Origin of the sequence: Nocardia sp. NPDC050435, assembly GCF_040655395.1 — a bacterium.
Taxonomy (GTDB): domain Bacteria; phylum Actinomycetota; class Actinomycetes; order Mycobacteriales; family Mycobacteriaceae; genus Nocardia.
In genome coordinates this window covers 364,090-388,060 of the sequence record NZ_JBFAJW010000004.1, presented here as the reverse complement: position 1 = coordinate 388,060, position 23,971 = coordinate 364,090, and the positions used below count along the sequence as shown (strand labels likewise).

Annotated in this window: 1 protein-coding gene (cut by a window edge); it reads right to left on the bottom strand. The window is 72.6% G+C overall.

What is annotated here, in order from left to right:
- Positions 1–16: 16 nt before the first annotated feature.
- On the bottom strand, positions 17–23,971 hold the 3' portion of the coding sequence (locus AB0I43_RS14290) for a non-ribosomal peptide synthase/polyketide synthase (RefSeq protein ID WP_357432117.1). Its footprint extends 1,551 nt past the window's final position; the window shows 23,955 of its 25,506 coding nt (coding positions 1,552–25,506); the start codon falls outside the window, past its right edge; its stop codon occupies positions 17–19.

The following is a 23,971-nucleotide window of genomic DNA, read 5'->3' as shown; positions in this document are numbered from 1 at the left end:
TCCTGGGTGGGAGCTTTCAGGCGCCGGTGGACCACAGCGTGGTCAGGACGTGACCGATCCGGGACAGTGCGGATCCGGAGGTCATGCGCCAGTGCGTGGCCTGCACGGCGTGGTTGTGCACGGTGCCGTCGACGGCGTCGGACCACCCGGCCGCCCCGGTGGCGCCGCTCGGATCATCGAGGGCCGCGGTGAAATAGACGAGATCACCCTTGTAGCGGCGCGGCCGGTAGCGGGTGATCAGCGTCAGCGCGTGCGCGCCCGCCTCGACCAGCCGGGTGAGGCGGTCCGCGCCGAAGGAGGCGAAGGGCTCCGGCAGTTCGGCGAGCCGGGCCGGGAGCCGCGTCAGGTCCAGATCGGCCTCGTCGGCCTGATCGCCCAGCAGGCCGCCGAGCAGGTCCGCGACCGGGACCGCCGCCGCGGCGTCGACCGTGCCGAGGCGCGGGCTGTCCATCATGGCCAGCAGCGCGACATGTCGGCCGTCGTCCTGCAACTGGATCGCGACGGCGTGCGCCAGCACTCCGCCGAGCGACCAGCCCAGCAGGTGGTACGGCCCCTCCGGTTGCACCGCGCGGATCTCCCGGACGTAGCGGCTCGCCCACTCCTCGATCGAATCCGGCAGGGCGGCGGTCGAATTGAGCACCGGCGACTGGAGCCCGTAGAGGCCGCGCTCCGGATCCAGATGTGCGGCCAGGCCCGCGAAGGACCAGGCGACGCCGCCCGCCGGATGCAGACAGAACACCGGCTCCTTCGTGCCGCCCGGCCGCAGCGGCAGCAGAACGTCGAAGGCGGCGTCCGCGTCGAGCCGGCCGTGGCCGGAGCGCGCGAGGGTCACCTGCGCCAGCAGCAGGGCCGGGGTCGGCGCGGAGAACAGCCAGAGGATCGGAACGTCCTCGGCCAGTGCGGTACTCAGTCGCACCGCGAGCCGGGTGGCGAGCAGCGAGTTGCCGCCGCGTTCGAAGAAGTTGTCGTCCAGGCCGATCGACTCGACTTCGAGCACCTCCGCGAAGGCCGCGCAGATCGTCTGTTCGAGTTCCGTAGCGGGCGCGCGGTATTCGCGGTTGCCCGGCTCCGGGCGCGGCAGGGCCCGCCGGTCCACCTTCCCGTTCGCGGTCAGCGGCAGCGCGTCCAGGCGCAGCAGCACCTGCGGGACCATGTAGCTGGGCAGTGCCTCGGCCAGCGCCGAGCGCAGGGCGGCCGGATCGATCGGCTCGGCGGCGGTGAAATAGCCTGCCAGTACGGCATTGTCGGTGCCGGAGCGATGCGCCACCACGAAGGCCTCGCCGATACCGGGCCGCGAACGCAGCGCGTGCTCGATCTCGGCGAGCTCGATCCGGTAGCCGCGCACCTTGACCTGGAAGTCGCGGCGCTCGACGTACTCGAGGTTGCCGTCGGCCGCCCAGCGCACCATGTCGCCGGTGCGGTACAGCCGGGTGCCCGCGGCGCCGAAGGGGTTGGCCACGAACCTCTCCGCGCTCAGGTCGGCGCGACCGTGGTAGCCGCGGGCCAGTTGCGCGCCACCGAGGTACAGCTCACCGGTGACGCCCACCGGCACCGGGTGCAGGCGGTCGTCCAGGACATAGACCTGGTTGCCGTCCTCGACGGTGCCGATCGGCACGATCGAGCCGGTGGCGGACCCGGTGCGGTACCGGGTCACCGAGACGGCGGCTTCGGTCGGCCCGTACAGATTGTCCAGGCGGGCGTCGGTCAGCGGGGCCAGCCGCCGCACCGTCGCGGCGGGCAGCGGTTCGCCGATGACCAGCAGCCGCCGCAGCGAGCCGGGTAGTCGCGCCGCGCCGGACACCTCGGCCAGCATCGCCAGCAGCGACGGCACCAGCGTGAGGGTGGACACCTCGGCCTCCCGCACCAGCTCCAGCAGCGCGGCCGGATCCCGTTGCGCCCCTTGCGGAGCCAGTACCACGTGGGCGCCGGTGCGCAGCGCCCACCAGAACTCCCAGACCGACAGGTCGAAGGCCGCCGAGGTCATCAGCAACACCGAATCGGCCGTGTCCAAACGGTATTCGGACTGCATCCACTCCAGCTGGTGGGTGACCGCGGCATGGGTCACGGCCACGCCCTTGGGCAGTCCCGTGGAGCCGGAGGTGAAGATGACGTAGGCGGTGTGCTCCGGGCGCAGCGCGACCGGGCGGTCGCGGTCGGTGACCGGGCGGGCGTCGAGATGCTCGGACACGGTCGAGATGTCCAGCAGCAGTTCGTGTCGCGAGACCTCGTGCGGCAGCATCGGCTGCCGTCCGGAGACCAGCACCAGCGCCGGATCGGCGGCCTCGAGCACCCGCACCGTGCGATCCAGCGGATGCGCGGGATCCAGCGGCACGTAGGCCCCGCCGGCCGCCACCACCGCGTACATCGCGACGAGCAGATCGACGCTGCGCGGAATCGCCAGTGCCACCGGGACATCCGGTCCGATGCCGCGCGCGATGAGCACCCGCGCCAGCCGGTTGACCTCGGCCGCGAGCTCGGCGTAGGTCAGCAGCAGCACACCGTCGTCGACCGCGACCGCCGTCGGCGTGCGGGCCGCTTGCGCGCGGAACCCGGCGTCCAGCGTGCCCGGTGCGCAGTCGCGCCCGGCCCGGTTCCAGGTGCTGAGCACCCGCTCGGATTCGGCGGCGTCCAGCAGCGGCAGATCGCCGACCGGCGTCCGTGGATTCGCGCACAGCGCCGCGAGCAGCCGGTGCAGCCGGCCCGCGAAGCCCGCCACCGTCGATTCGTCGAACAGGGCGGTGGCGTAGGTGAGCGTGGCGGCCATGCCCGCCGGCGCGCCCGCGTCGTCGTAGCGGTCGGTGATCACCAGGTGCAGATCGAACTGGGCGACGCCGGAGTCGAAATCGACCGCGGCGACCTGCAATCCGGCCAGCTCGAAGTCGGCCTCGGCCTGATTGTGGAAGGAGAACCCGACCTGGAACAGCGGGTGCCGGGCGGTGGAGCGCTCCGGATTCAGCACCTCCACCAGGCGCTCGAAGGGGATGTCGGCGTGCGAGAACGCGGCCAGGTCGCCGTCGCGGACGCGGCGCAGCAGCGCGTCGAAACCGTCGGTGGCGGCGACCTCGGTGCGCAACACCAGGGTGTTGACGAACATGCCGACCAGATCGTCGAGATCGGCCGCGCCGCGCCCGGCCACCGGGGTGCCGACCGCGATGTCCGCGGTACCCGAGAGCCGTGACAGCAGCACGGCGAAGGCCGCGTGCAGCACCATGAACAGCGTGGCCCCGGTCTCGCGGCCGACCTCCTGGAGCCGGGCGTGCAGCGCGGGCTCGATGGCGAAGTCGACGTGGCGGCCACGGGTGGACACGACCGGTGGCCGGGGCCGATCGGCGGGCAGGTTCAGCTGTGCGGGCAGCCCGGCCAGGGTGTCGGTCCAGAACGCCACCTGCCGCGCGGCCACCGAATCCGGCTCGGTCTCCGAGCCCAGCCGCTCCCGCTGCCACCTGCTGTAGTCGCCGTACTGCACCGGCAGCGGAGTCCACTCCGGAGCGCGACCGTCCTTGCGAGCGGCGTAGGCGAGCATCACGTCACGGGCCAGCGGCACCAGGGACGAGCCGTCCGCCGCGATGTGATGCAGCACCACGACCAGCACGTGCTCGCGGGCGGCGGGCGGCACAGCGGCCGAGTCCCGCTCCGCGCGACCCGCAGGATGCACCTCGTCGGTCTGCTCACCGCGAGCCGAGCGGCCGGCCGCGCCGCGCACGGCGGGCATGCCCGCGACCACGGCCTGCCAGCGTCGGCCGATATCGGCGGTACCGGCGGGCGTGCCGAGTTCACCCGGCCTGCCGTCCCCTGCCTCCGACGGTCGGGGCCGCGTCGATTCCGCTACGGCGATTGCCGGTCCGGGGCTCGGGGCGGCGTCTGCCTGCGCCGAGTCCGCGAAACCGCCGGAAGTGCTCGGCTCGCCCCGGGTGTCCAGTGGATCCACCTCGTCGCGGGTTTCGGCGACCGCCGCGAAGAGTCGGGCCCGGAGGGGGACGGCCTCGGTGACGTCGAACCCCGCCGCGACGAAATCGGCGATGGCCGTAGGGAGGTCCTCGGCTCGGGTGGGCACCGGCGCGAGCCGCGGGATCGGGGCCGTGGTGACAGGCAGGACAATCTGGACAGGGCCGGAGTCCTGCTGGGGGTAGTAGGTGCGCAGGACCTCGTGCCTTTCGATCACGTCGGCGATCGCGGCGTTCAAGGCGGCGATATCGAGGTCGCCCGTCAGGCGGACGGCCAGGGGGATGTTGTAGGCGGTGGATTGGCGGTCCAGGCGGTTGAGGAACCACATCCGCTGCTGGGCCAGGGACAAGGGGATCGGTCCGCTGCCGGTGTGCCTGGTGAGCCGGGGCCGCGCCGGTGCGGCGTCCGGGATATCGCCGAGGGCGGCGGCCAGGGCCGACACGGTCGGATGCTCGAAAATGGTGCGGACGCCGACGGTCACCGCGCGCGCCTCACCCAGTCGAGCGGCCAATTGGGTTGCGGTGAGCGAGTTTCCGCCGCGCGCGAAGAAGTCGTCGTCGCGCCCGATCGGGTCGGCGCAGCCGAGGACCTCGGCGATGGCCCGAGCCACCGCCTGTTCGGCGGCTGTCTCGGGCGCGCGGAACTCCGTGGTCCGGAACACCGGCGCGGGCAGGGCCGTGCGATCCAGCTTGCCGACCGGGGTCAGCGGGATCGTGTCGAGCACCATGATCGCGGCGGGCACCATGTAGGCCGCGAGGGAGCGGCCCGCGAAGGCGGCCAGTTCGCCGCTGTCGACGACCCGCCCCGGCGCCGCGACGACGTAGGAGACCAGCACGGTGGCGCCGCCCTCGGCGTGCCCGACGGTGGCGGCGAACTCGACCGACTCGTGGGCGGTGAGCACGGCGTCGATCTCGCCGAGTTCGATGCGCAGGCCGCGCACCTTCACCTGCTGATCGGCCCGGCCGACGTACTGGATCGCCCCGGCGCCGGTCCAGCGCGCGAGGTCGCCGGTGCGATACAACCGGCCGCCCGGCACGAACGGGTCGGCGACGAAGCGCCCCGCCGAAAGTGCCGGTCGCGCATGGTATCCCCGGGCCAGACCGGGTCCGCGCAGATACAGCTCGCCGGTCACGCCCGCCGGCACCGGCTGCAACCGCCGGTCCAGCAGCACCGCCGACATGCCGTGGATCGGGGTGCCGAGATCCAGCGGCTCCCCGGGCCGCTTGGGCGCGCTGATCGTGGTGATGATGGTGGTCTCGGTCGGACCGTAGGTGTTGTAGAACTGCCGGCCGATCGCCCAGCGCCGCACCAGATCCGGGCCGTAGGCTTCGCCGCCGACCGTCAGCTGCGCCAGTTCGGGCAGCTGCGCCGGATCCAGCGTCTGCAGCACCGCGGGCGTGAGGAAGGCATGGGTGACGTGCTGATCCCGCAGCAGCGCGGTCAATTCCGCGCCGCCGTAGATCCCGGCGGGCGCCACCACCAGCGCCGCGCCCGCGGCCAGCGCGAGCAGCAGTTCGAGCATGGACGCGTCGAAGCTCGGCGAGGCGACGTGCAGGACGCGGGATCCGGCCGTGACCGAGTACCGATCACGCTGTGCGACAGCGACACCGGCGATGCCGGCGTGGGTGGCCAGCACGCCCTTCGGCGTGCCGGTGGACCCGGAGGTGTAGATCATCCACGCCGGATGCTGCGGGCGCTGCGGGCGCGTCAGTTCCTCGGACCGCACCGGCCCGGCGGCGAAGTGCCGCATCCGCGCCGCGACGGCGGGGGCGTCCAGCACCAGCCAGTCGGTGTGCGCGGGCAGGGTCTCGGCGGTGCCGCGCACCGTCAGTCCCAGCGCCGCACCGGAATCGGTGAGCATGTGCGCGATGCGCTCGGCCGGATAGGTCGGATCCACGGGCACGAAGGCGGCACCGGTCTTGGCGACCGCCCACACCGCGAGCACCGACTCCGGCGAGCGGGGAATAGCGAGAGCGACAATGTCTTCCGGGCCGACGCCGCGATCGATCAGCAGCCGGGCCAAGCGGGAGGACTGCTCGTCCAGTGCCCGATAGGACAGCCGCAGACCGCCGTACAGCACCGCGGCGCCGTGCGGATTCCGTGCCACGGCCCCGGCGATCACGGCGGCCAGCGTCTGCGCCGGGATTCCCGGCTTGCCCCGCCGCGCGAGCAGGGCGGCGCGCTCGGCGGGTGCCAGCAGGTCGGCGGCGCCGATCGGCGCCGCCGGGTCCGCGGTCAGCGCGCCGAGCAGCCGGCCGAAGCGGCGCAGCAGCCCGGCGGCGGTGCCCGGGTCGAACAGGTCGCTCGCGTAATCGAGTTCGATGCCGAGGTGGCCGTCGGCGTCGAGCTCGGCGGCGACGGTGAACTGCAGGTCGAAACGGGCGACGGACTCGTCGAATTCGACCGCGGACAACTCCAGACCGGGTAGCGCGGCCGACCCGGCGCCGGTGTTCGCATAGCTCAGCGCCACGGTGAACAGCGGATGCCGGGCCGGGGACGGTGCCACGCCGAGTTCCTCGACGACGCGCTCGAACGGCACGGCGGCGTGGGCGAAGGCCGCCAGGTCCGTCGCCCGGGTGGCGGCGATCGACTCGGCGAAGGACTGCTCGGCGACCGGCCGGGTCCGCAGCACCAGGGTGTTGACGAACATGCCGACCAGGTCGTCGAGCGCGGCCGAGCCGCGTCCGGCGACCGGAGTGCCGATGGCGATGTCCGGCGACCCCGACAGCCGCGACAGCAGCACCGCGAGGGCCGCGTGCACCACCATGAACGGCGTCGCGCCGTGCCGGGCGGCCAGGTCGCGGATCCGGGCGCCGACGCCGCCGCCGACCCGAGCCCGCACGGTGCCGCCGCGTTTGCTCGCGACCGCCGGGCGCGGGCGATCCGCGGGCAGGGCGAGTTCCTCGGGCAAGTCACGCAGCGTCCGCCGCCAGTACGAGAGCTGTTCGGCGGCAGTCGCTTCCGCGATGTCGTGCTGCCACAGCGCGTAGTCGGCGTACTGCACCGGCAGCGGACGCCACAGCGGGGCGGCGCCCAGCACCCGGCCCAGGTAGGCCGCCAGCAGGTCACCCAGCAGCGGCGTCAGCGAATAGCCGTCGGCGGCGAGGTGGTGCAGCACCACCACCAGCACGTGGCTGGTGCCGTGCTCACGCAGCAGCACCGCGCGCACGGGCACCTCGGCGGTGACGTCGAAGCCTGCGCCGGCGAAGGCGCTGATCCGGGGGTGCAGATCGGTCACCGATTCCACCGGCAGCGGCACCGGCGACGGGTCGGCGGGGAGGATCACCTGGTGGCCGAGGCCGTCCGGGCCCACGGGATACCGCGTCCGCAAGACCTCGTGCCGGGCAATGACATCGGCGAAGGCCGCCGCCAATTCGACCGTGTCCAGCGCGCCTTCGATGCGCAGGGCCGCGGGAATGTTGTGCACGGCCGAGTCCGGGTCGAGCCGGTTGGCCAGCCACATGCCGCGCTGGACCGGCGCGAGCGGGACGAGCTCCGGGCGCGGACCCGCGGTCGGCCCGGGTAGTCGCTCGGCGACGCCCGCGCTGTCCAGGCGCTCGGCCAGCCGGTGCACCACAGGCGCTTCGAACAGCGCCCGCACCGGGATCCGCCGGTCCAGTCGTTCGCTCAGGCGGGCCAGCACCTTGGTCGCGCTGAGCGAGTTGCCGCCCAGCTCGAAGAAGCTGTCGTCCGCGCCGACCAGCGCCAGCCCCAGGACCTCGGCGAAGGTCTCGGCGACGGCCTGCTCGGCGGCGGTCTCCGGTGCACGGTAGGCCACGCTGTCGAAGACCGGTTCCGGCAACGCCTTCCGATCCAGCTTCCCGGCGGCGTTGAGCGGGAAGGTCTCCAGGACCAGCACCACCGAGGGCAGCATGTAGGACGGCAGGGCGGCCGCGGCCGCGGCCCGCACCTCGTCCGCGAGCGCCGGCGCGCCACCCGGCGTCACCGGCAGGACGTACCCGGCCAGATGATCGCCGACCACCGAGGCCGCGGCCTGGGCGACGCCCGGCACGGCGGCGAGCACGGCTTCGATCTCGCCCAGCTCGATGCGCTGACCGCGGAACTTCACCTGGAAGTCGGTGCGGCCCAGATACACCAGCTCCGCGCCCGGACCACCCGCCACCAGTTCCCAGCGCACCAGATCGCCGGTGCGGTACATGCGCTCGCCGGGCGCACCGAAGGGATTGGCCACGAAACGATCCGAGGTCAGGTCGGCCCGGCCGTGGTAGCCGCGCGCGAGCTGCGTTCCGGCCAGGTACAACTCCCCCGCCACACCGGGCAGGGTCGGCCGCAGGCGCGAATCCAGCACGTAGACCCTGCTGTTCCACTCCGGGTTGCCGATCGGCATGACGGTGCGGTCGATCTCGCCGGTCACCTCGCGGTAGGTGATGCTCACCGCCGCCTCGGTCGGCCCGTACAGGTTGTGCAGCCGCGCCCGGCTCACCGCGCCGAAGGCGCGCACCGTCTCGGCCGGAAGCGCCTCGCCGATGACGAAGACCGTGCGCAGCGTCGCCAGCCCGGCGCGCGTCCCGGCGGCGCCGAGTTGCCCGGCGAAGACGCTGAGCATCGACGGCACGAAATCGGTCACGGTGACGCCGTGCGCCTCGATCACCTCGGCCAGGTAGCCGGGATCGCGATGCCCGTCGGGGGTCGCCAGCACCAGGCTCGCGCCGACGCGCAGGGGCAGGAAGTAGCCCCAGAGCGAGACGTCGAAGGTGGTCGCGGTCTTCTGCAGGTACACATCGCCGGCGCCGAAGCGGTACTCGGCCTGCATCCAGGTCATCTGGTTGACGATCGCGGCGTGGGAGACGCTGACGCCCTTGGGCTTTCCGGTCGAGCCGGAGGTGAACAGCACATAGGCCGGGTGCTGCGGATGCAGCGGCGCGGTGCGCTCGTGCGCCGCGACGGGATCGTCGGCGTAACCGTGCAATTCGAGGGTGTCGACCGCCAGTACGGCTCCCGCGTAGCCGAATTCGGCCCGGTCCCCCGCCCTGGTGAGCAGCACGGCCGGCCGCGCGGTGGCCAGGATGTGCGCGATGCGCTGGGCGGGGTGGTCCGGATCGATCGGCACGTAGGCGCCGCCGGCCTTCAGCACGGCGTACATCGCGACGACGAGATCGGTGCTGCGGCGAATCGCCAAGGCCACCAGCGACTCCGGGCCCACGCCGAGTCCGATCAGATGCCGGGCCAGCTGGTTCGAGCGCCGATCCAGCTCGCCGTAGGTCAGCACGGTGACCGCCCCGTCCTCGGGGACGTAGCGCAGCGCGGGATCGAACGGCGTGGCCGCGGCCTGCGCCTCGAACTCGTCGAGCAGCAGTTCGGCGACGTAGGCGGTGTGCGCGGAATCGTTCCAGCCCGCCACGACCCGGTCCAGTTCACCCGTGTCGAACAGATCGATGTCGCCGGTGATCTGGTGCGGATCGGCGATGACCGCGGCCAGCAGGCGGGTGAAGCGCGCGGCCATGGTCGCGACGGTGGCCGCGTCGAACAGGTCGGTGGCGTAGTCGAAGCGGAGCAGATCGCCGGCCACGGTCAGCTGGAGATCGAAACGCGTGGTGCGGTAGTCGAAGTCGTGCGCCGCGACGGTGAGCCCGTCCAGCTCGACGGCGACCGCGCCCAGATTCTGGAAGAACAGCGCCACCTGGAACAGCGGATGCCTGGCCTCCGAGCGCGGCGGGTCGAGCACCTCCACCAGCCGTTCGAACGGCACATCGGCGTGGGCGAAGGCATCCAGGTCGCGTTCGCGCACGCGGCGCAGCACCGCGGCGAAGCTGTCGGAGCCGGGCACCTCGGCGCGCAGCACCAGGGTGTTGACGAACATGCCCACCAACTCGTCGAGCGCGGCCTCGCCGCGGCCCGCCAGCGGTGCGCCGATCACGATGTCGGTGGTGCCGGACAGCCGGGCCAGCAGGGTGGCCAGCGCGGCGTGCACCACCATGAACGGCGTCGCGTCGAATCGCGCGGCGACCGCCTCGATACCGCGCAGCACCGCCTCGTCCAGGCGCACGCCGACGCTGTCCGCGGCATGAGTGGCCAGGGCCGGTCGCGGGCGATCGGCGGGCAGGTCCAGTTGCGCGGGCAGGCCGCTCAGGGTGCGCTGCCAGTAGCGGAGCTGGCGGGCCGACACCGATTCCGGGTCGGCCTCGAGGCCCAGCAGGTCGCGTTGCCACAGCGCGTAATCCGCGTACTGCACGGGCAGTTCGGTCCAGCCGGGCGCTCGGCCGGCGAGCCGGGCGGCGTAGGCGACGGCGATGTCGCGGGCGAGCGGGCCCAGCGAGAAACCGTCGGCGGCGATGTGGTGGACCACGAGCGCGAGCAGGTGGTCGCGCTCGGTCAGCCGCACCAGGCCGACCCGCACGGGCACGGCCGCGGTCACGTCGAAGGGCTGGGCGGCGAACTCCGCCAGCGCCGCGGCCGCGGTGTGCGCCGCCGCGGGGACGACCATCAGCGGCGGCACCGCGTCCGGCGCCAGGACGCGCTGGTAGCCGATGCCCGCACGCTCCGGATACACGGTGCGCAGCGACTCGTGCCGTCCGATCACGTCGGCGACGGCGGCGGTGAGCGCGGCCGGGTCCAGCGGCCCGGTGAGCCGCAGGGCGACCGGAATGTTGTTGACGGTGTCGGCCGGGTCGAAACGGTTCAGGAACCACATGCGCCGCTGCGCGGGGGACAGCGGGATCAGCTCCGGGCGCTCCCGCACCGTGAGCGGCGGGCGGGCGCCGGTGCCGCTGAGCCGGTCGGCGCCGGCGGCGAGACCGGCGACGGTCGGCGCGTCGAACAGCAGCCGCAGCGGCACCTCGGCGGCCAGTTCCGCGCCGAGCCGCGCCGCGACCTGGGTGGCGATCAGCGAATTGCCGCCGAGGGCGAAGAAATCGTCGTCCGCGCCGATTCCGTCGCGGCCGAGCAGGTCGCCGAAGATTCCGGCGACGAGTTCCTCGGTGGCGCTCCCGGGTGCGCGGAAGGCCGCGGACTCGAAGACCGGTTGCGGCAGCGCACGCTCGTCGAGCTTGCCGGACGCGTTCAGCGGGAACGCGTCGAGCACCACGAACGCGGTGGGCACCATATAGCCCGGCAGTGCGGCGCGCGCCGCGTGCCGGGCCCGGTCGGTCACGCCGTCCGCGCCGGTGAGATAGGCGACCAGCTGGTCGCCCCGCAGCCGGACCGCCACCTGGCCGACGCCGTCCACGACCGCGAGCACGGATTCGATCTCGCCGAGTTCGATGCGCAGGCCGCGCAGCTTCACCTGGAAGTCGGTGCGGCCCAGATACTCCAGGGCGCCATCGGGATTCCAGGCGACGAGATCACCGGTGCGATACATTCGCGCGCCGGACGCGCCGTAGGGGTTGGCGACGAAGCGGTCCGCCGTCAGATCCGGTCGGGCCACGTAGCCCAGCGCCAATTGCGCACCCGCCAGGTACAACTCACCCGGAACCCCGGCGGGGACCGGTCGCAGGCGCGAATCCAGCACCAGCAGTGCGGTGTTGAACACCGGCCGCCCGATCGGGACCGACACCGTGTCCGCCGCGGTCACCTCGTGGAAGGTGACGTCCACGGCCGCCTCGGTCGGCCCGTACAGATTGTGCACCCGGGCGCCGGTGAGCCGGCGGGCCCGCTGCGCGACAGCGGCGGGCAGCGCCTCGCCGGAGGCGAAGACACGGCGCAGCGCGGGGTGCGCCGACTCGGTGATCGCGCCGGTGAACACCGCCAGCAGCGACGGCACGAAGTGGACCGTCGTGACCTGCTCGGCGGCGATCAACCGGGACAGGTACGCCGGATCCCGATGGCCGTCCGGCCGGGCCACGACCAGGCGCGCGCCGATCTGCAAGGGCCAGAAGAACTCCCACACCGACACGTCGAAGGTGGCCGGGGTCTTCTGCAGGACGACGTCGTCGGGGCGCAGGACATAGCGGTCCTGCATCCACATCAGCCGGTTGACGATCGCCGCGTGCGAGATCGCCACGCCCTTCGGCCGGCCGGTCGAACCGGAGGTGAACAGGACGTAGGCGGTGTCGGCGGCCCGCAGCGTGCCACGACGTTCAACGGCCGTCACGGGCGCGGCCGAATGGCCGGACAGGTCCAGCTCGTCGATCGCCAGGCCCGCGAGGCCGTCCCGGGTGGTGGTGAGTACGCACACCGGTTGCGCGGTGTCGAGGACATAGCGCGTCCGGTCGGCCGGATGGTCGGGGTCCAGCGGCACGTACGCACCACCGGCGACGACCGTGGCGTACATGGCCACAACCAGCTCCACCGAGCGCCGCATGCCCAGCGCCACCAGGGTATTCGGACCGACGCCGAGATCGATCAGGTGCCGGGCGAGGCGATTCACCCGCGCGTCGAACTCCGCATAGGTCAGCGTGGCGAGGTCACTCGACCCCGCGTCCTCGAAGCGCACCGCGACCGCGTCCGGCGTCCGGGCGGCCTGGGCCTGATACATCGACGCCAGCGTCGCGGCCGGGTCGATCGGGTGCGCGGTCTCGTTCCAATGTCGCAGGACCAGTGCGCGTTCGGCGGCGTCCAGCAGTTCGATATCGCCGACCCGGATGCCGGCGTCGGCGGTCACGGCGCGCAGGACCCGTAGGAAGCGGGCGCCGAAGCCCTCGATGGTGGCGTGATCGAACAGGTCGGTCGCATACCGCAGCAGGCCACGCAGCGCGGTGCCCGTCTCGGTGCCGTATTCGCCGATCTCCAGCGCCAGGTCGAACTGGGCGACCCGATTGTCCAGCGGGTAGGCCGAGACTTCCAGGCCGGGCAGCCGCAGCACCGTGTCCTCGCGGTGCTCGAAGGTGAGCAGGGTCTGCACGATCGGCGAATGCGCCTGGGAACGCACCGGATTCAGCTCATCGACCAGACGCTCGAACGGCAGGTCGGCATGGGCGAAGGCGCGCACGTCGACCGCGCGCACCGCACGCAGCAGTTCGGCGAAGGTGTCCGCACCCCGGACCGCCGTGCGCAGCACCAGGGTGTTGACGAACATGCCGACCAGCTCGTAGAGGGCTTCCTCGGACCGGCCCGCGACCGGGGTGCCGATCGCGATGTCGTCGGTGCGCGCCAGCCGCGCCAGCAGCGTCGCGTAGGCGGCGTGCAGCACCATGAAGGTCGAAACACCGTGCCGCCGCGCGAGTTCGGTGATGGCGCCGGTGAGCTCGGCGGGCACCGCGAACTCGACCGTCGCGCCCCGCCCGGACGCCACCGGTGGACGCGGGCGGTCGGCGGGCAGGTCGAGCACCGGCGCGAGGCGGTCCAGCTCGGACCGCCAGTGCGCGAGCTGCGCGGCCAGCAGGGACTTCGGGTCGTCGGCGGAACCCAGCAGTTCGTGCTGCCAGAGCGTGAAGTCGGCGTACTGCACCGGCAGTGGCGTCCAGCGCGGCGGCTCTTCGGCGACGCGGGCGGTGTAGGCGGTCATCAGGTCCCGCGCCAGTGGAGCCGTGGAGACGCCGTCGGCGGCGATGTGGTGCACCACGAAGGCCAGCACGTGGTCCTCGGGGTCGACCCGGAACAGGGTTGCCCGCCAAGGCAGTTCGCTCCGCAGATCGAAGCCCGCCGCGGCGCGGTGCAGGATCGCGGCACGCAGATCCGCCTCGGTGACGGCGGCGACGTCCAGACCGGCGGGGACATCGTCCGAAACGACCTGCATCGGACCGGCGGCGTCGGCGGGGAACGTCGTCCGCAGCGACTCGTGCCGTTCGACGAGGTCGTGCAGCGCGGCGCGCAGCGCCGCCTCGTCCAGCGCGCCGGTCAGGCGAATGGTGAGGGGGATGTTGTAGACGGCGGACTCCGGATCCATCCGGTTCAGCAGCCACATCCGGGTCTGGGCCAGCGACAGCGGAATCCGCACCGGGCGGTCCTTCGGGGTCAGCGCGGGCCGGTCGGTCCCGCCGCCGAGCCGCGCCGAGCGCGCGACGCGCGCGGCCAGTTCGGCCACCGTCGGCGCTTCGAACACCTCACGGACGGTGAGGGTCGCGCCGAAGGTGGCGTTGGCGCGGGCCACCAGGCGCATGGCCAGCAGCGAGTTGCCGCCCCTGGCGAAGAAGTCGTCGTCCGCACCGAGCCGCGCACCGCCGATCAGGTCGGTGATCAGGGTCGCGAGCACCGACTCGACGCCCTCACGCGGCGCGCGGAATTCCACTGCGGCGCCGGTGAATTCGACTGCGGGCAGCGCCGCGCGGTCGAGTTTTCCGACGGTGGTCAGCGGCATGTCCGCCAGCACGACGATATGCGCGGGCACCATGTAGGCGGGTAACTGCGCGCGCAGGGTGTCGAGCACGGAGTCCGCGGACAGCGCCGCGCCGCTGACGTAGCCGACGAGATTCTCGGATCCGGCCGTGTCCCGGGCCACCACCGCGGCGTTGGCGACACCCGGCACCGCGGCCAGCGCGGCCTCGATCTCGCCGAGCTCGATCCGCTGACCGCGCAGTTTGATCTGGAAGTCGTTGCGCCCCAAATACACCAGGTCACCGTCGCGGTTCCAACGCACCAGGTCGCCGGTGCGGTACATCAGCCGGCCGGGCACACCGAACGGATCCGCGACGAACCGCTCGGCGGTGAGCCCGGCCCGGCCGTGGTAGCCCCGCGCCAGTTGATCGCCCGCCAGATACAGCTCACCCGTCACGCCGATCGGCACCGGCCGCAGCCGGGCGTCCAGCACGTAGGCGCGGGTGTTCCAGCAGGGGCGGCCGATGGCGACCTCGCGCCCGGATTCGGCGTCGGCATCGGAGAACTCGTGATAGATCGCCGAGATCGCGGCCTCGGTGGGGCCGTAGGCGTTGTGCACGGCCCCGTCGAAGGCGCCCCGCAGTTGCGCGAGCAGATCCGGCGTCAACGCCTCACCGCCGCAGTGCAGATGCCGGAACGAGCGCAGGGCCTCGCCCATGCCCTCACCGAGCAGCGCCGCCAGCACCGAGGGCACGTATTCGGCGATGGTGATGCCGTGTTCGCGCAGCAGGCCCGCGAAGTAGTCCAGGTCCAGGTGGCCGCCGGGCCGCGCCAGCACCAGCGGCGCGCCGACGGCGACGGGCAGGAAGCACTCCCACACCGACACGTCGAAGGTCAGCGGAGCGCGCTGCAGGATGCGATCGGCGGCGGTCACCTGATAGCGGAACTCCAGCCAGCGCAATTGGTTCATGATCGCGCGGTGGGTGACCGCGACGCCCTTGGGGCGGCCGGTGGAGCCGGAGGTGAACAGCACGTAGGCGGTGTTGGCCTGGCGCAGGCGGCCGAGCCGCTCCGCGTCGGCGACGGTCGTCGCCGCGAATCCGTCGAGCTCCAGAGTGGCTACGTCGACCACGCGAACCCCGTCCAGCGCGGGCAGTTCCGCGCCGCCGACCGCCAGAATGAGTGCGGGCGAAGCGCTTTCGACGACCAGTGCGATACGGTCGGCCGGATGCTCGGGGTCGATCGGCAGGTACGCGCCGCCCGCGCGCACGATCGCGTACATCGCGACCAGCATGTCGATCGACCGCAGCGCGGCGAGACCGACGATCGTCTCCGGCCCGACGCCCGCGGCGATCAGCCAGCGCGCCAGCCGGTTCACCCGCGCGGCGAACTCGCCGTAGCTGATCTGCTCGCCCTCGAAGCGGGCCGCGAGGCCGTGCGGCTCGGCGCCCGCGCGGGCGGTGAGCAGATCGTCCAGGGTCTCGCGCAGCAGCGGGCGGGTGGTGGCGTTGCGGTCCGAGAGCAGCATCCCGCGCTCGGCGACCGACATCAGCTCGACCTGCCCGGCCCGCGTGCGGGTATCGCGCACCAGCGCGCGCAGCACACGTTCGAACCCCGCGGCGAAACCGGCCGCGGTGGGCTCGTTGAAGAGGTCGCGGGCGTAGTGCAGATGGATGTCGATGCCGTCCGGGTTGCCGTCGGCGTCGTAGCGGTCGGTCAGCGTCCAGTCCAGGTCCAGCTGGATCGGCGCGGGGCCGACTTCGAGCGGGGCGATCGCCAGCCGCTTCAGCCGGAAGTCCGGTTGGCGGTGGTTCTGCAACGTCAGTGCGACCTGGTAGAGCGGGGCGTGCGCCTGCGAGCGCACCGGATTGAGGGCGTCCACGAGTTGCTCGAAGGGCACGGCCGCGTGCTCGAAGGCGGCCACGTCCGCGGTGCGCACGGCGGCGAGCAGGTCGGCCAGTCGCGCGTCGGGTAAGACCTCGGTGCGCAGGACCAGGGTGTTGACGAACATGCCCACGAGGTCGTCGAGGGCCTGCTCGCCGCGCCCCGCGACGGGCGCGCCGATCACGACGTCGGCGGACCCCGAGAGCCGGCTGAGCAGGACGGCCAGAGCCGTGTGCAGCACCATGAACGGGGTGACCCGGTGCGCGGCGGCCAGATCCTGGATCGCCTGGTGCAATGCGCGGTCCAGCCGGCCGAGGAACGCGCCGCCACGATAGCTCGCCACGGCCGGACGCGGCCGATCCGCAGGCAGGGTGAGCACCTCGGGCAGCCCGGCGAGCCGATCGGTCCAGTAGGCCAGCTGCCGGGCGAGCACCGAGCCCGGATCGGCCGCCGCGCCGAGGGCGGACCGCTGCCAGATCGCGAAGTCCGCGTACTGCAACGGAAGTGGCGACCACGCGGGCGCGGTGTCGGCGCAGCGCGCCACGTAGGCGGCGGCCAGGTCACGGGTCAGCGGGCCGAAAGACCAACCGTCCGCGGCGATGTGGTGCACCACGAACAGCAGCACGTGCTCGGGCTGCGTTCCCGCGTCCGCCACTTGCAGCAGGCGCACCCGCAGCGGCACCTCGGAGGTGACGTCGAAACCGGCCTGGGTGACCGTGGCGATCAGCGGCGGCAACTCGGCCGCGGCCACGGTGCGCACGACCAGGTCGACCAGCCGGGTACCGGCCGGCAGCACGAGCTGGGCGGCGTCGCCGTCGCGTTCGGGGTAGATCGTGCGCAGCGTCTCGTGCCGCCCGATGACGTCGGCGATCGCCGCCTGCAACGCGGCGACGTCGAGCGCGCCGGTCAGGCGCAACGCGAACGGGATGTTGTAACCCGCACCGGCACTGTCGAATCGGTTGAGAAACCACATCCGCTGCTGGGCGATCGACAGCGGGATGGCGTCGTCGCGGTGCTGTGGAACGAGCGGCGGCAACATCACCGGTACGGTATCCGCGTTCGCGCCGGTCCGCAGCGTGAGCCGGGCCGCCAGGGCGGCGACCGTCGCGGCGTCGAAGACGGTGCGCACCGGGACCGGCGTCCCGGTCGCCTTGCTCAGGCGCGCGGCGAGCTGGGTGGCGATCAGGGAGTTGCCGCCGAGGGCGAAGAAGTCGTCGTCCGCACCGACTTCGTCGCACCCGAGCAGCGCCCGGAAAGTCTCGGCGACAAGCGTTTCGGGCCCGTCCGCCGGAGCGCGGAAGGCGCGCTCGACCGCGGCGGGCGCGGGCAGCGCCGTGCGGTCCAATTTTCCGGAGGCGTTGAGCGGCAACGCGTCCAGCACGACGAACGCCGTGGGCACCATGTAGCCGGGCAGCCGCTCGGTGAGCGCGGCGCGCACGGCGTCGAGGTCGAGGTCCGCCGCGGGCACCAGATAGCCGACCAGCTGCTCCCCGGCCCGCACCGTGACGACCGCCTGCGCCACCGCGGGCAGCGCCAGCAGCAGGGCCTCGATCTCGCCGAGTTCGATGCGCAGACCGCGCAGTTTCACCTGGAAGTCGGTGCGGCCCAGGTAATCCAGCTCCCCGCCGGCGGTCCAGCGCACCAGATCGCCGGTGCGGTACATCCGCGCGCCCGGCGCGCCGAAGGGGTTGGCCAGGAAGCGATCTCCGGTCAGATCCGGGCGCCCCAGGTAGCCGCGCGCCACCTGGACGCCCGCGAGGTACAACTCGCCGGGGACGCCGACCGGCACCGGCCGCAGCCGGGCGTCGAGCACGTACGCCCGGGTGTTCCACACCGGTCCGCCCATCGGCAGACCGGCGACATCGGCGTCGGTGACCTCGTGGCAGCTGACCTCGACCGCGGTCTCGGTGGGGCCGTACATGTTGTGCACCCGGGCACCGGTCAGCGCGCGGGCCCGCTGCGCGAGCGCCCCGGGCAGCGCTTCACCGGAGCAGAAGAGGTAGCGCAGGGCGGGCAGCTCGTCACCGAGCTCGGCGAGGAAGACCGCGAGCATGGCGGGCACGAAGTGCACCGCCGTCACCGCCTCGTGCCGCAGGATCTCGGCCAGGTACGCCGGATCCCGGTGCCCGTCGGGGCGGGCCAGCACCAGGCGGGCGCCGGTCTGCAACGGCCAGAAGAACTCCGGCACCGAGACGTCGAAGGTCACCGGCGTCTTCTGCAGCACCACATCGCCGGTGCCGAGTTCGACCTGCGCCGACTGCATCCAGCGCAGCCGGTTGACGATCGCGGCGTGGCTGACCGCGACGCCCTTGGGCCGCCCGGTGGAGCCGGAGGTGAAGATCACGTAGGCGGTGTTGGCCGGGCGCAGCGCGCCGCGCCGCTCGGCGTCGGTGACCGGCGTCGCCGGGTACGCGCCCAGGTCGAGCTGATCGATACGTACCTGCGGCACAGGCAGTTCCAGATCCGCCGCGGCGGTCACAACGAGGACGGGCCGCGCGGTCTCGAGGATGTGTCGGCTGCGCTCGACCGGATGATCGGGGTCCAGCGGCACGTAACCGCCGCCCGCCGCGGTGATCGCGTACATGCCCACGACGAGGTCGAGCGAGCGCCGCATCCCCAGCGCCACCAGCGATTCCGGCCCGACCCCCTGTGCGATCAGCCAGCGGGCCAGCCGGTTGATCCGCGCGGACAGTTGCGCGTAGGACAGCGTCGTGCCCTCGAAGGTCACCGCGGGCGCGTCCGGCGTGCGGGCCACCTGCGCCTCGAACAGCGCGGGTAGCGTGCGCTCCTCGACCGGATGATCGGTCGCGTTCCACCGCTCGAGGACGTCGTGCCGTTCGGCGGCATCGAGCAACTCGACCGCGCCGACCCGGGTCCGGGGCGCGTCGGCCGCCACGGCCAGCATGCGTTCCAGCCGGGCGACGAACGCGACGATCGTCGCCTCGTCGAACAGTTCGGTGGCGTAGCGCAGACTGCCCGCCAGGCTCGCGTCGGCCTGCTCGTTCAGCACCAGGTGCAGATCGAATTTGGCGGTCGCGTCGGGAATGTCGAGCGGCTCGACGGACAGCCACGGCACCTTGAACGACGTGCCCGTCTCCAGCACCGGTCCGCCGAAACTGAACATGATCTGGAACAGCGGATGCGCGCCGGTGCCGCGGTCGACGGCCAGCGCCTCGACCAGTCGCTCGAAGGGCAGTTCGGCGTTGCCGAAGGCCGCGAGGTCCGCGTCCCGGACGGTGCCGACGAGTTCGGCGAACGACGCGTCCGGCGCGACCGGGGTGCGCAGCACCAGCGTATTGACGAACATGCCGATCAGCTCGTCGAGTTCGCGCTCGCCGCGCCCGCCGATCGGCGAGCCGACGACGATGTCCGCGGTGCCGGCGAGCCGGGCCAGGGTGGCGGCGAACGCGGCATGCAGCACCATGAACAGGGTGGCGTGCTGCTGCTCGCCCAGGCGGCGCAGTCCGTCCGCCACCGCCGGTGCGACGGTGAAGGGCACGGCTGCACCGTGATTCGCCGGCTGGGCGGGACGGGGCCGGTCGGTGGGCAGCGGCAGATCGGCGGGCGCTCCGGCGAGCACGTCGCGCCAGAAGCGCAGTTGCCGGTGCGCCGGGTCACCGGGGTGATCCGCGGAACCGAGCAGCTCGTCCTGCCACAGGCTGTAGTCGGCGTACTGGACGGGCAGCTCCGCGAAATCCGGTCGCTCGCCGAGCAATCGGGCCTGATAGGACCGGACCAGGTCGGCGATCAGCGGGGGCATCGAGAGCGCGTCGGCGGCGATGTGATGCACCACGAACACCAGCACGTACTCGTCGTCCGGGACGCCCCGCGCGTCGTCGGTGCGTTCGACGACGAAAAGCGCCGTCCGCACCGGGATTTCGGCGGTCACGTCGAATCCGGCCCGCACGACCGCGGCGATCGCGGGGTGCAACTCCCCCGGCCCGACCTGCACCGGATGCAGGGTCAGGCCGACCTCCGCCGGATCGAGGACCTGCTGATGCGGGCCGTCCGCGTGGTCCGGGTAGACGGTGCGCAGCGATTCGTGCCGTGCCAGCACGTCCCGGGCGGCTTGCTCGAGCGCGACCACATCGAGGCGGCCGCGCAGCCGCAGCACCACCGGCAGGTTGTAGGCGCTCGCGGCACCGTCCTGGCTCTCCAGCCGATTCAGGAACCACAGCCGGCGCTGCGCGGGCGAGAGCGGCACGCGCGCGGGACGCGCGCGCCGCGTCAACGGCAGTCTGCGCTCCCCCGACCGGCTCAGCTCGTCCACGGCGGCGGCGAAGGCGGCCACACCGGCGGCGTCGAACAGCGTGCGCACCGGAACCCGCACGCCCACCGCCTCGCTCACCCGCGCGGTGACCTGCGTCGCGTCCAGCGAGCTGCCGCCGAGGGCGAAGAAGTCGTCGTCCAGCCCGACCCGGGGCACCCGCAGCACCTCGGCGAACACCGCCGCGACCAGGCGGTGCGCCGCGTCGACGGGCGGGCGGAATTCCCTGGTCCGCAGGACGGGGAGCGGCAGGGCCCGGCGATCCAGTTTGCCGCTGGTATTCAACGGGAATTCCGGCAGCTCCACCAGCGCGGTGGGCACCATATAGCCCGGAAGTCGTTTTGTCAGAGCGGCTTTCACCGTGTCTAGATCGAGTTCCGCCCCGGGCGTGCGGATAACGTAACCCGCGAGATAGTCACCGATATCGGCGGTGATCAGGCGCACTGCGGCCTGGCCGACCTCGGGCGCGGCCAGCAGCGCGGTCTCGATCTCCGCGAGTTCGACCCGCTGCCCGCGGAACTTCACCTGGAAATCCGCGCGACCGAGATAGACGAGCTCGCCCTCGGCCGTCCAGCGCACCAGATCACCGGTGCGATACATCCGTTCGCCGTGCCCGCCGAACGGGTTGGCGACGAACCGGTCGGCGGTGAGGTCGACGCGGCCGTGATAGCCGCGGGCCAGCTGCGCACCGGCCAGGTACAACTCGCCGGGCACCCCGATCGGCACCGGGTGCAGCCGCGAATCCAGCACGTACACCTGCGAATTCCACTCCGGTTCGCCGATCGGCACCGGCCCGGCGTCCAGGCCCGTCACCTCGCGGTAGGTGATCGACACCGCCGCCTCGGTGGGCCCGTACAGGTTGTGCAGCCCGGCCGCGCACACCGCGCCGAAACCGGCGACGGTCTCCGGCGGCAGCGCTTCGCCGATAACGAAAACCGCACGCAGCGAATCGAGTTCGGCCGCTTCGGCGTGCGCGGCGAACACCGACAGCATCGACGGCACGAAATCGGTGAGGGTGACGCCGTAGCGGGCGATGCTCTCGGCGATGTAGCGCGGGTCGCGGTGACCGTCCGCGGTGGCGAGCACCAGGGTGGCGCCGGCCCGTAGCGGCAGGAAGTAGCCCCACAGCGCGACGTCGAAGGTGGTCGCGGTCTTCTGCAGGTACACATCCCGCGTGCCCGGCCGGTACTCGTCGTGCATCCAGGCGAGCTGGTTGGCGATCGCCCGGTGACTGACGGCGACGCCCTTGGGCTTGCCCGTCGATCCGGAGGTGAAGATCACGTAGGCGGGGTGATCGGGGTGCAGCACGCCGTTGCGCTCCCGGTCACCGATCTTCGCGACGGAGTACCGGTCGAATTCCAGATCGTCGAGATAGCGCACCGGCACGGTGGCCGCGCCGGTGAATCCCGCAGCGCGCGTGGTCAGCACGCACCGCGGCCGGGCGGTGTCGAGAATGTGGCCGACGCGTTCGGCCGGATGCGCGGGGTCGATCGGCACGTAGGCGCCGCCGGCGCGCGACACCGCGTACATGGCGACGACGAGCTCGAGCGAGCGCGGCAGCGCCAGCACGACCAGGGTCTCCGGGCCGACGCCGGCCGCGATCAGGTAGCGGGCCAGCTGGTTCGCGCGTTCGGACAGCTCCGTGTAGGTCAGGCTCCGCTGCTGCCCGTCCGCCGTCACGGCGACCGCGGTGGGCGTGCGCCGGACCTGGTTGTCGAAGCCCTCGTGCAGGAAGCGGTCGGCGACCCTGTGCCCGCTGGCGTTCCAGCTCGCGGTCACGTAGTCGAGCTCGCCCGCGTCCAGCAGTTCGATGTCGCCGACCGGGAGCAGCGGATCCGCGACGGCCGCGCGCAGCACCCGGACGAACTTCGCGCCGAACTCGGCGACCGTGGCCGCGTCGAACAGGTCGGTGGCATAGGTGAATTCGGCGCGATAGCCCGCGGCCTGCTCGGTGAGCGTCAGTTGGAGATCGAATTTGGAGAAGCCGGAATCGAAATCGACCAGGTCGGCGTCCACGCCGGGCAGCTCGACCGCGACCGGAGCCATGTTCTGCAGGAACAGCGCCACCTGGAACAGCGGATGCCGGGCTTGGGACCGCGCGGGATTGATCGCCTCGACCAACTGCTCGAACGGGATGTCGGCGTGGGCGAAGGCCCGCAGGTCGCGGTCGCGGGCCTGGACGATCAGCTCGGCGAAGCCGCGCTCGGGCGCGACCTCGGTGCGCAGCACCAGGGTGTTGACGAACATACCGACCAGGTCGTCCAGCGCGCGCTCGCCGCGCCCGGCGATCGGGGTGCCGAGCGCGATGTCGGTGCTGCCGGACAGCCGGGCCAGCAGCACGGCCAGCGCGGCGTGCAGCACCATGAACGGCGTGGCGCCGTAGCGTCGCGCGGTCTCCGCCACGGCGGTCCGCAGCGCGGGCTCGAGGTCGAAGGCGTGGGTGGCGCCCCGATAGGAGACGGTGGCCGGGCGCGGACGGTCGAACGGCAGCGCGAGTTCGGCGGGCAGCTCGGCCAGTTCCGTCCGCCAGAAGTCCAGTTGCCGTGTGGCCGCGGACTCCGGATCGCCGGGCTCGCCCAGGACCGCCTGCTGCCACACGGCGTAGTCGGCGTACTGCACGGCCAGCGGCGCCCAGGCGGGCGGGGCGCCCGCGCGCCGAGCGGTGTACGCGCTGACCAGGTCTCGCATCAGCGGGCCCAGCGAGACACCGTCCGCGGCGATGTGATGCACGACGAAGACCAGGGTGTGATCCTCGGCGGCGCAGCGCAGCAGTCGCACGCGCATCGGGATTTCCTCCGCGACGTCGAAACCCTGTGTCGCGAGGTCGAGTACGGCCGCGGTGAGCCGATCCGCGGGCACGTCCCGGGGCTCGAGGTGGCGCACCGGGTGCAGCGCCCGCACCACCTGCGCCGGACCGGCCTCGGTCTGCGGATACACCGTGCGCAGGATCTCGTGCCGGGCCACCAGATCGGTGACCGCAGCCGAGAGCGCCGCGACATCCAGCGCGCCGCGCAGCCGCAGGGCCAGGGGAATGTTGTCCACAGCCTGGGTCTGCGCGCCGGAACCGTAGCGGTTCAGGAACCACATCCGCCGCTGCGCGGGCGAGAGCGGGATCCGGTCGGGGCGCGCGCCCGCGACCAGCGCCGGGCGGTCCGGCGCGGTGCCGCTGCGGCTGACCAGCCCCGCCACGGTCGGGCTGTCGAAGAAGTCGCGGACATCCACAGTTGTCCCCAGGACCGCGGCGACCCGCGCGATGGCGCGGGTGGCGAGCAGCGAATTGCCGCCCAGCGCGAAGAAGCTGTCGTCCAGCCCGATCCGCGCCACACCCAGGAGCTCGGCGAAGATCTCGGCGACGGCACGCTCGGTGTCGGTGGCCGGTGCCCGGTATTCGGCTGCGGCGGAGCCGAATTCGGGCTCCGGCAGCGCGCGGCGATCGAGTTTGCCGTTGGCGTTCACCGGCATCTCGTCGAGCACCTGCAGCAGCGACGGAACCATGTACTCCGGCAACTGTTCCCGCGCGTCCGCCAGAACCGCGTCGGTGTCGAGCAGCATGCCGGGGGCGGCCACCAGATAGCCCACCAGGTGGTCGCCGCCGGGCCGCCGGTGCAGGACGACGGCGGCCTGCGCGACCTGCCGGCCGCGCGACAGCGCGGCCTCGACCTCGCCCAGTTCGATGCGCAGACCGCGCAGCTTCACCTGGAAGTCGGTGCGGCCCAAGTATTC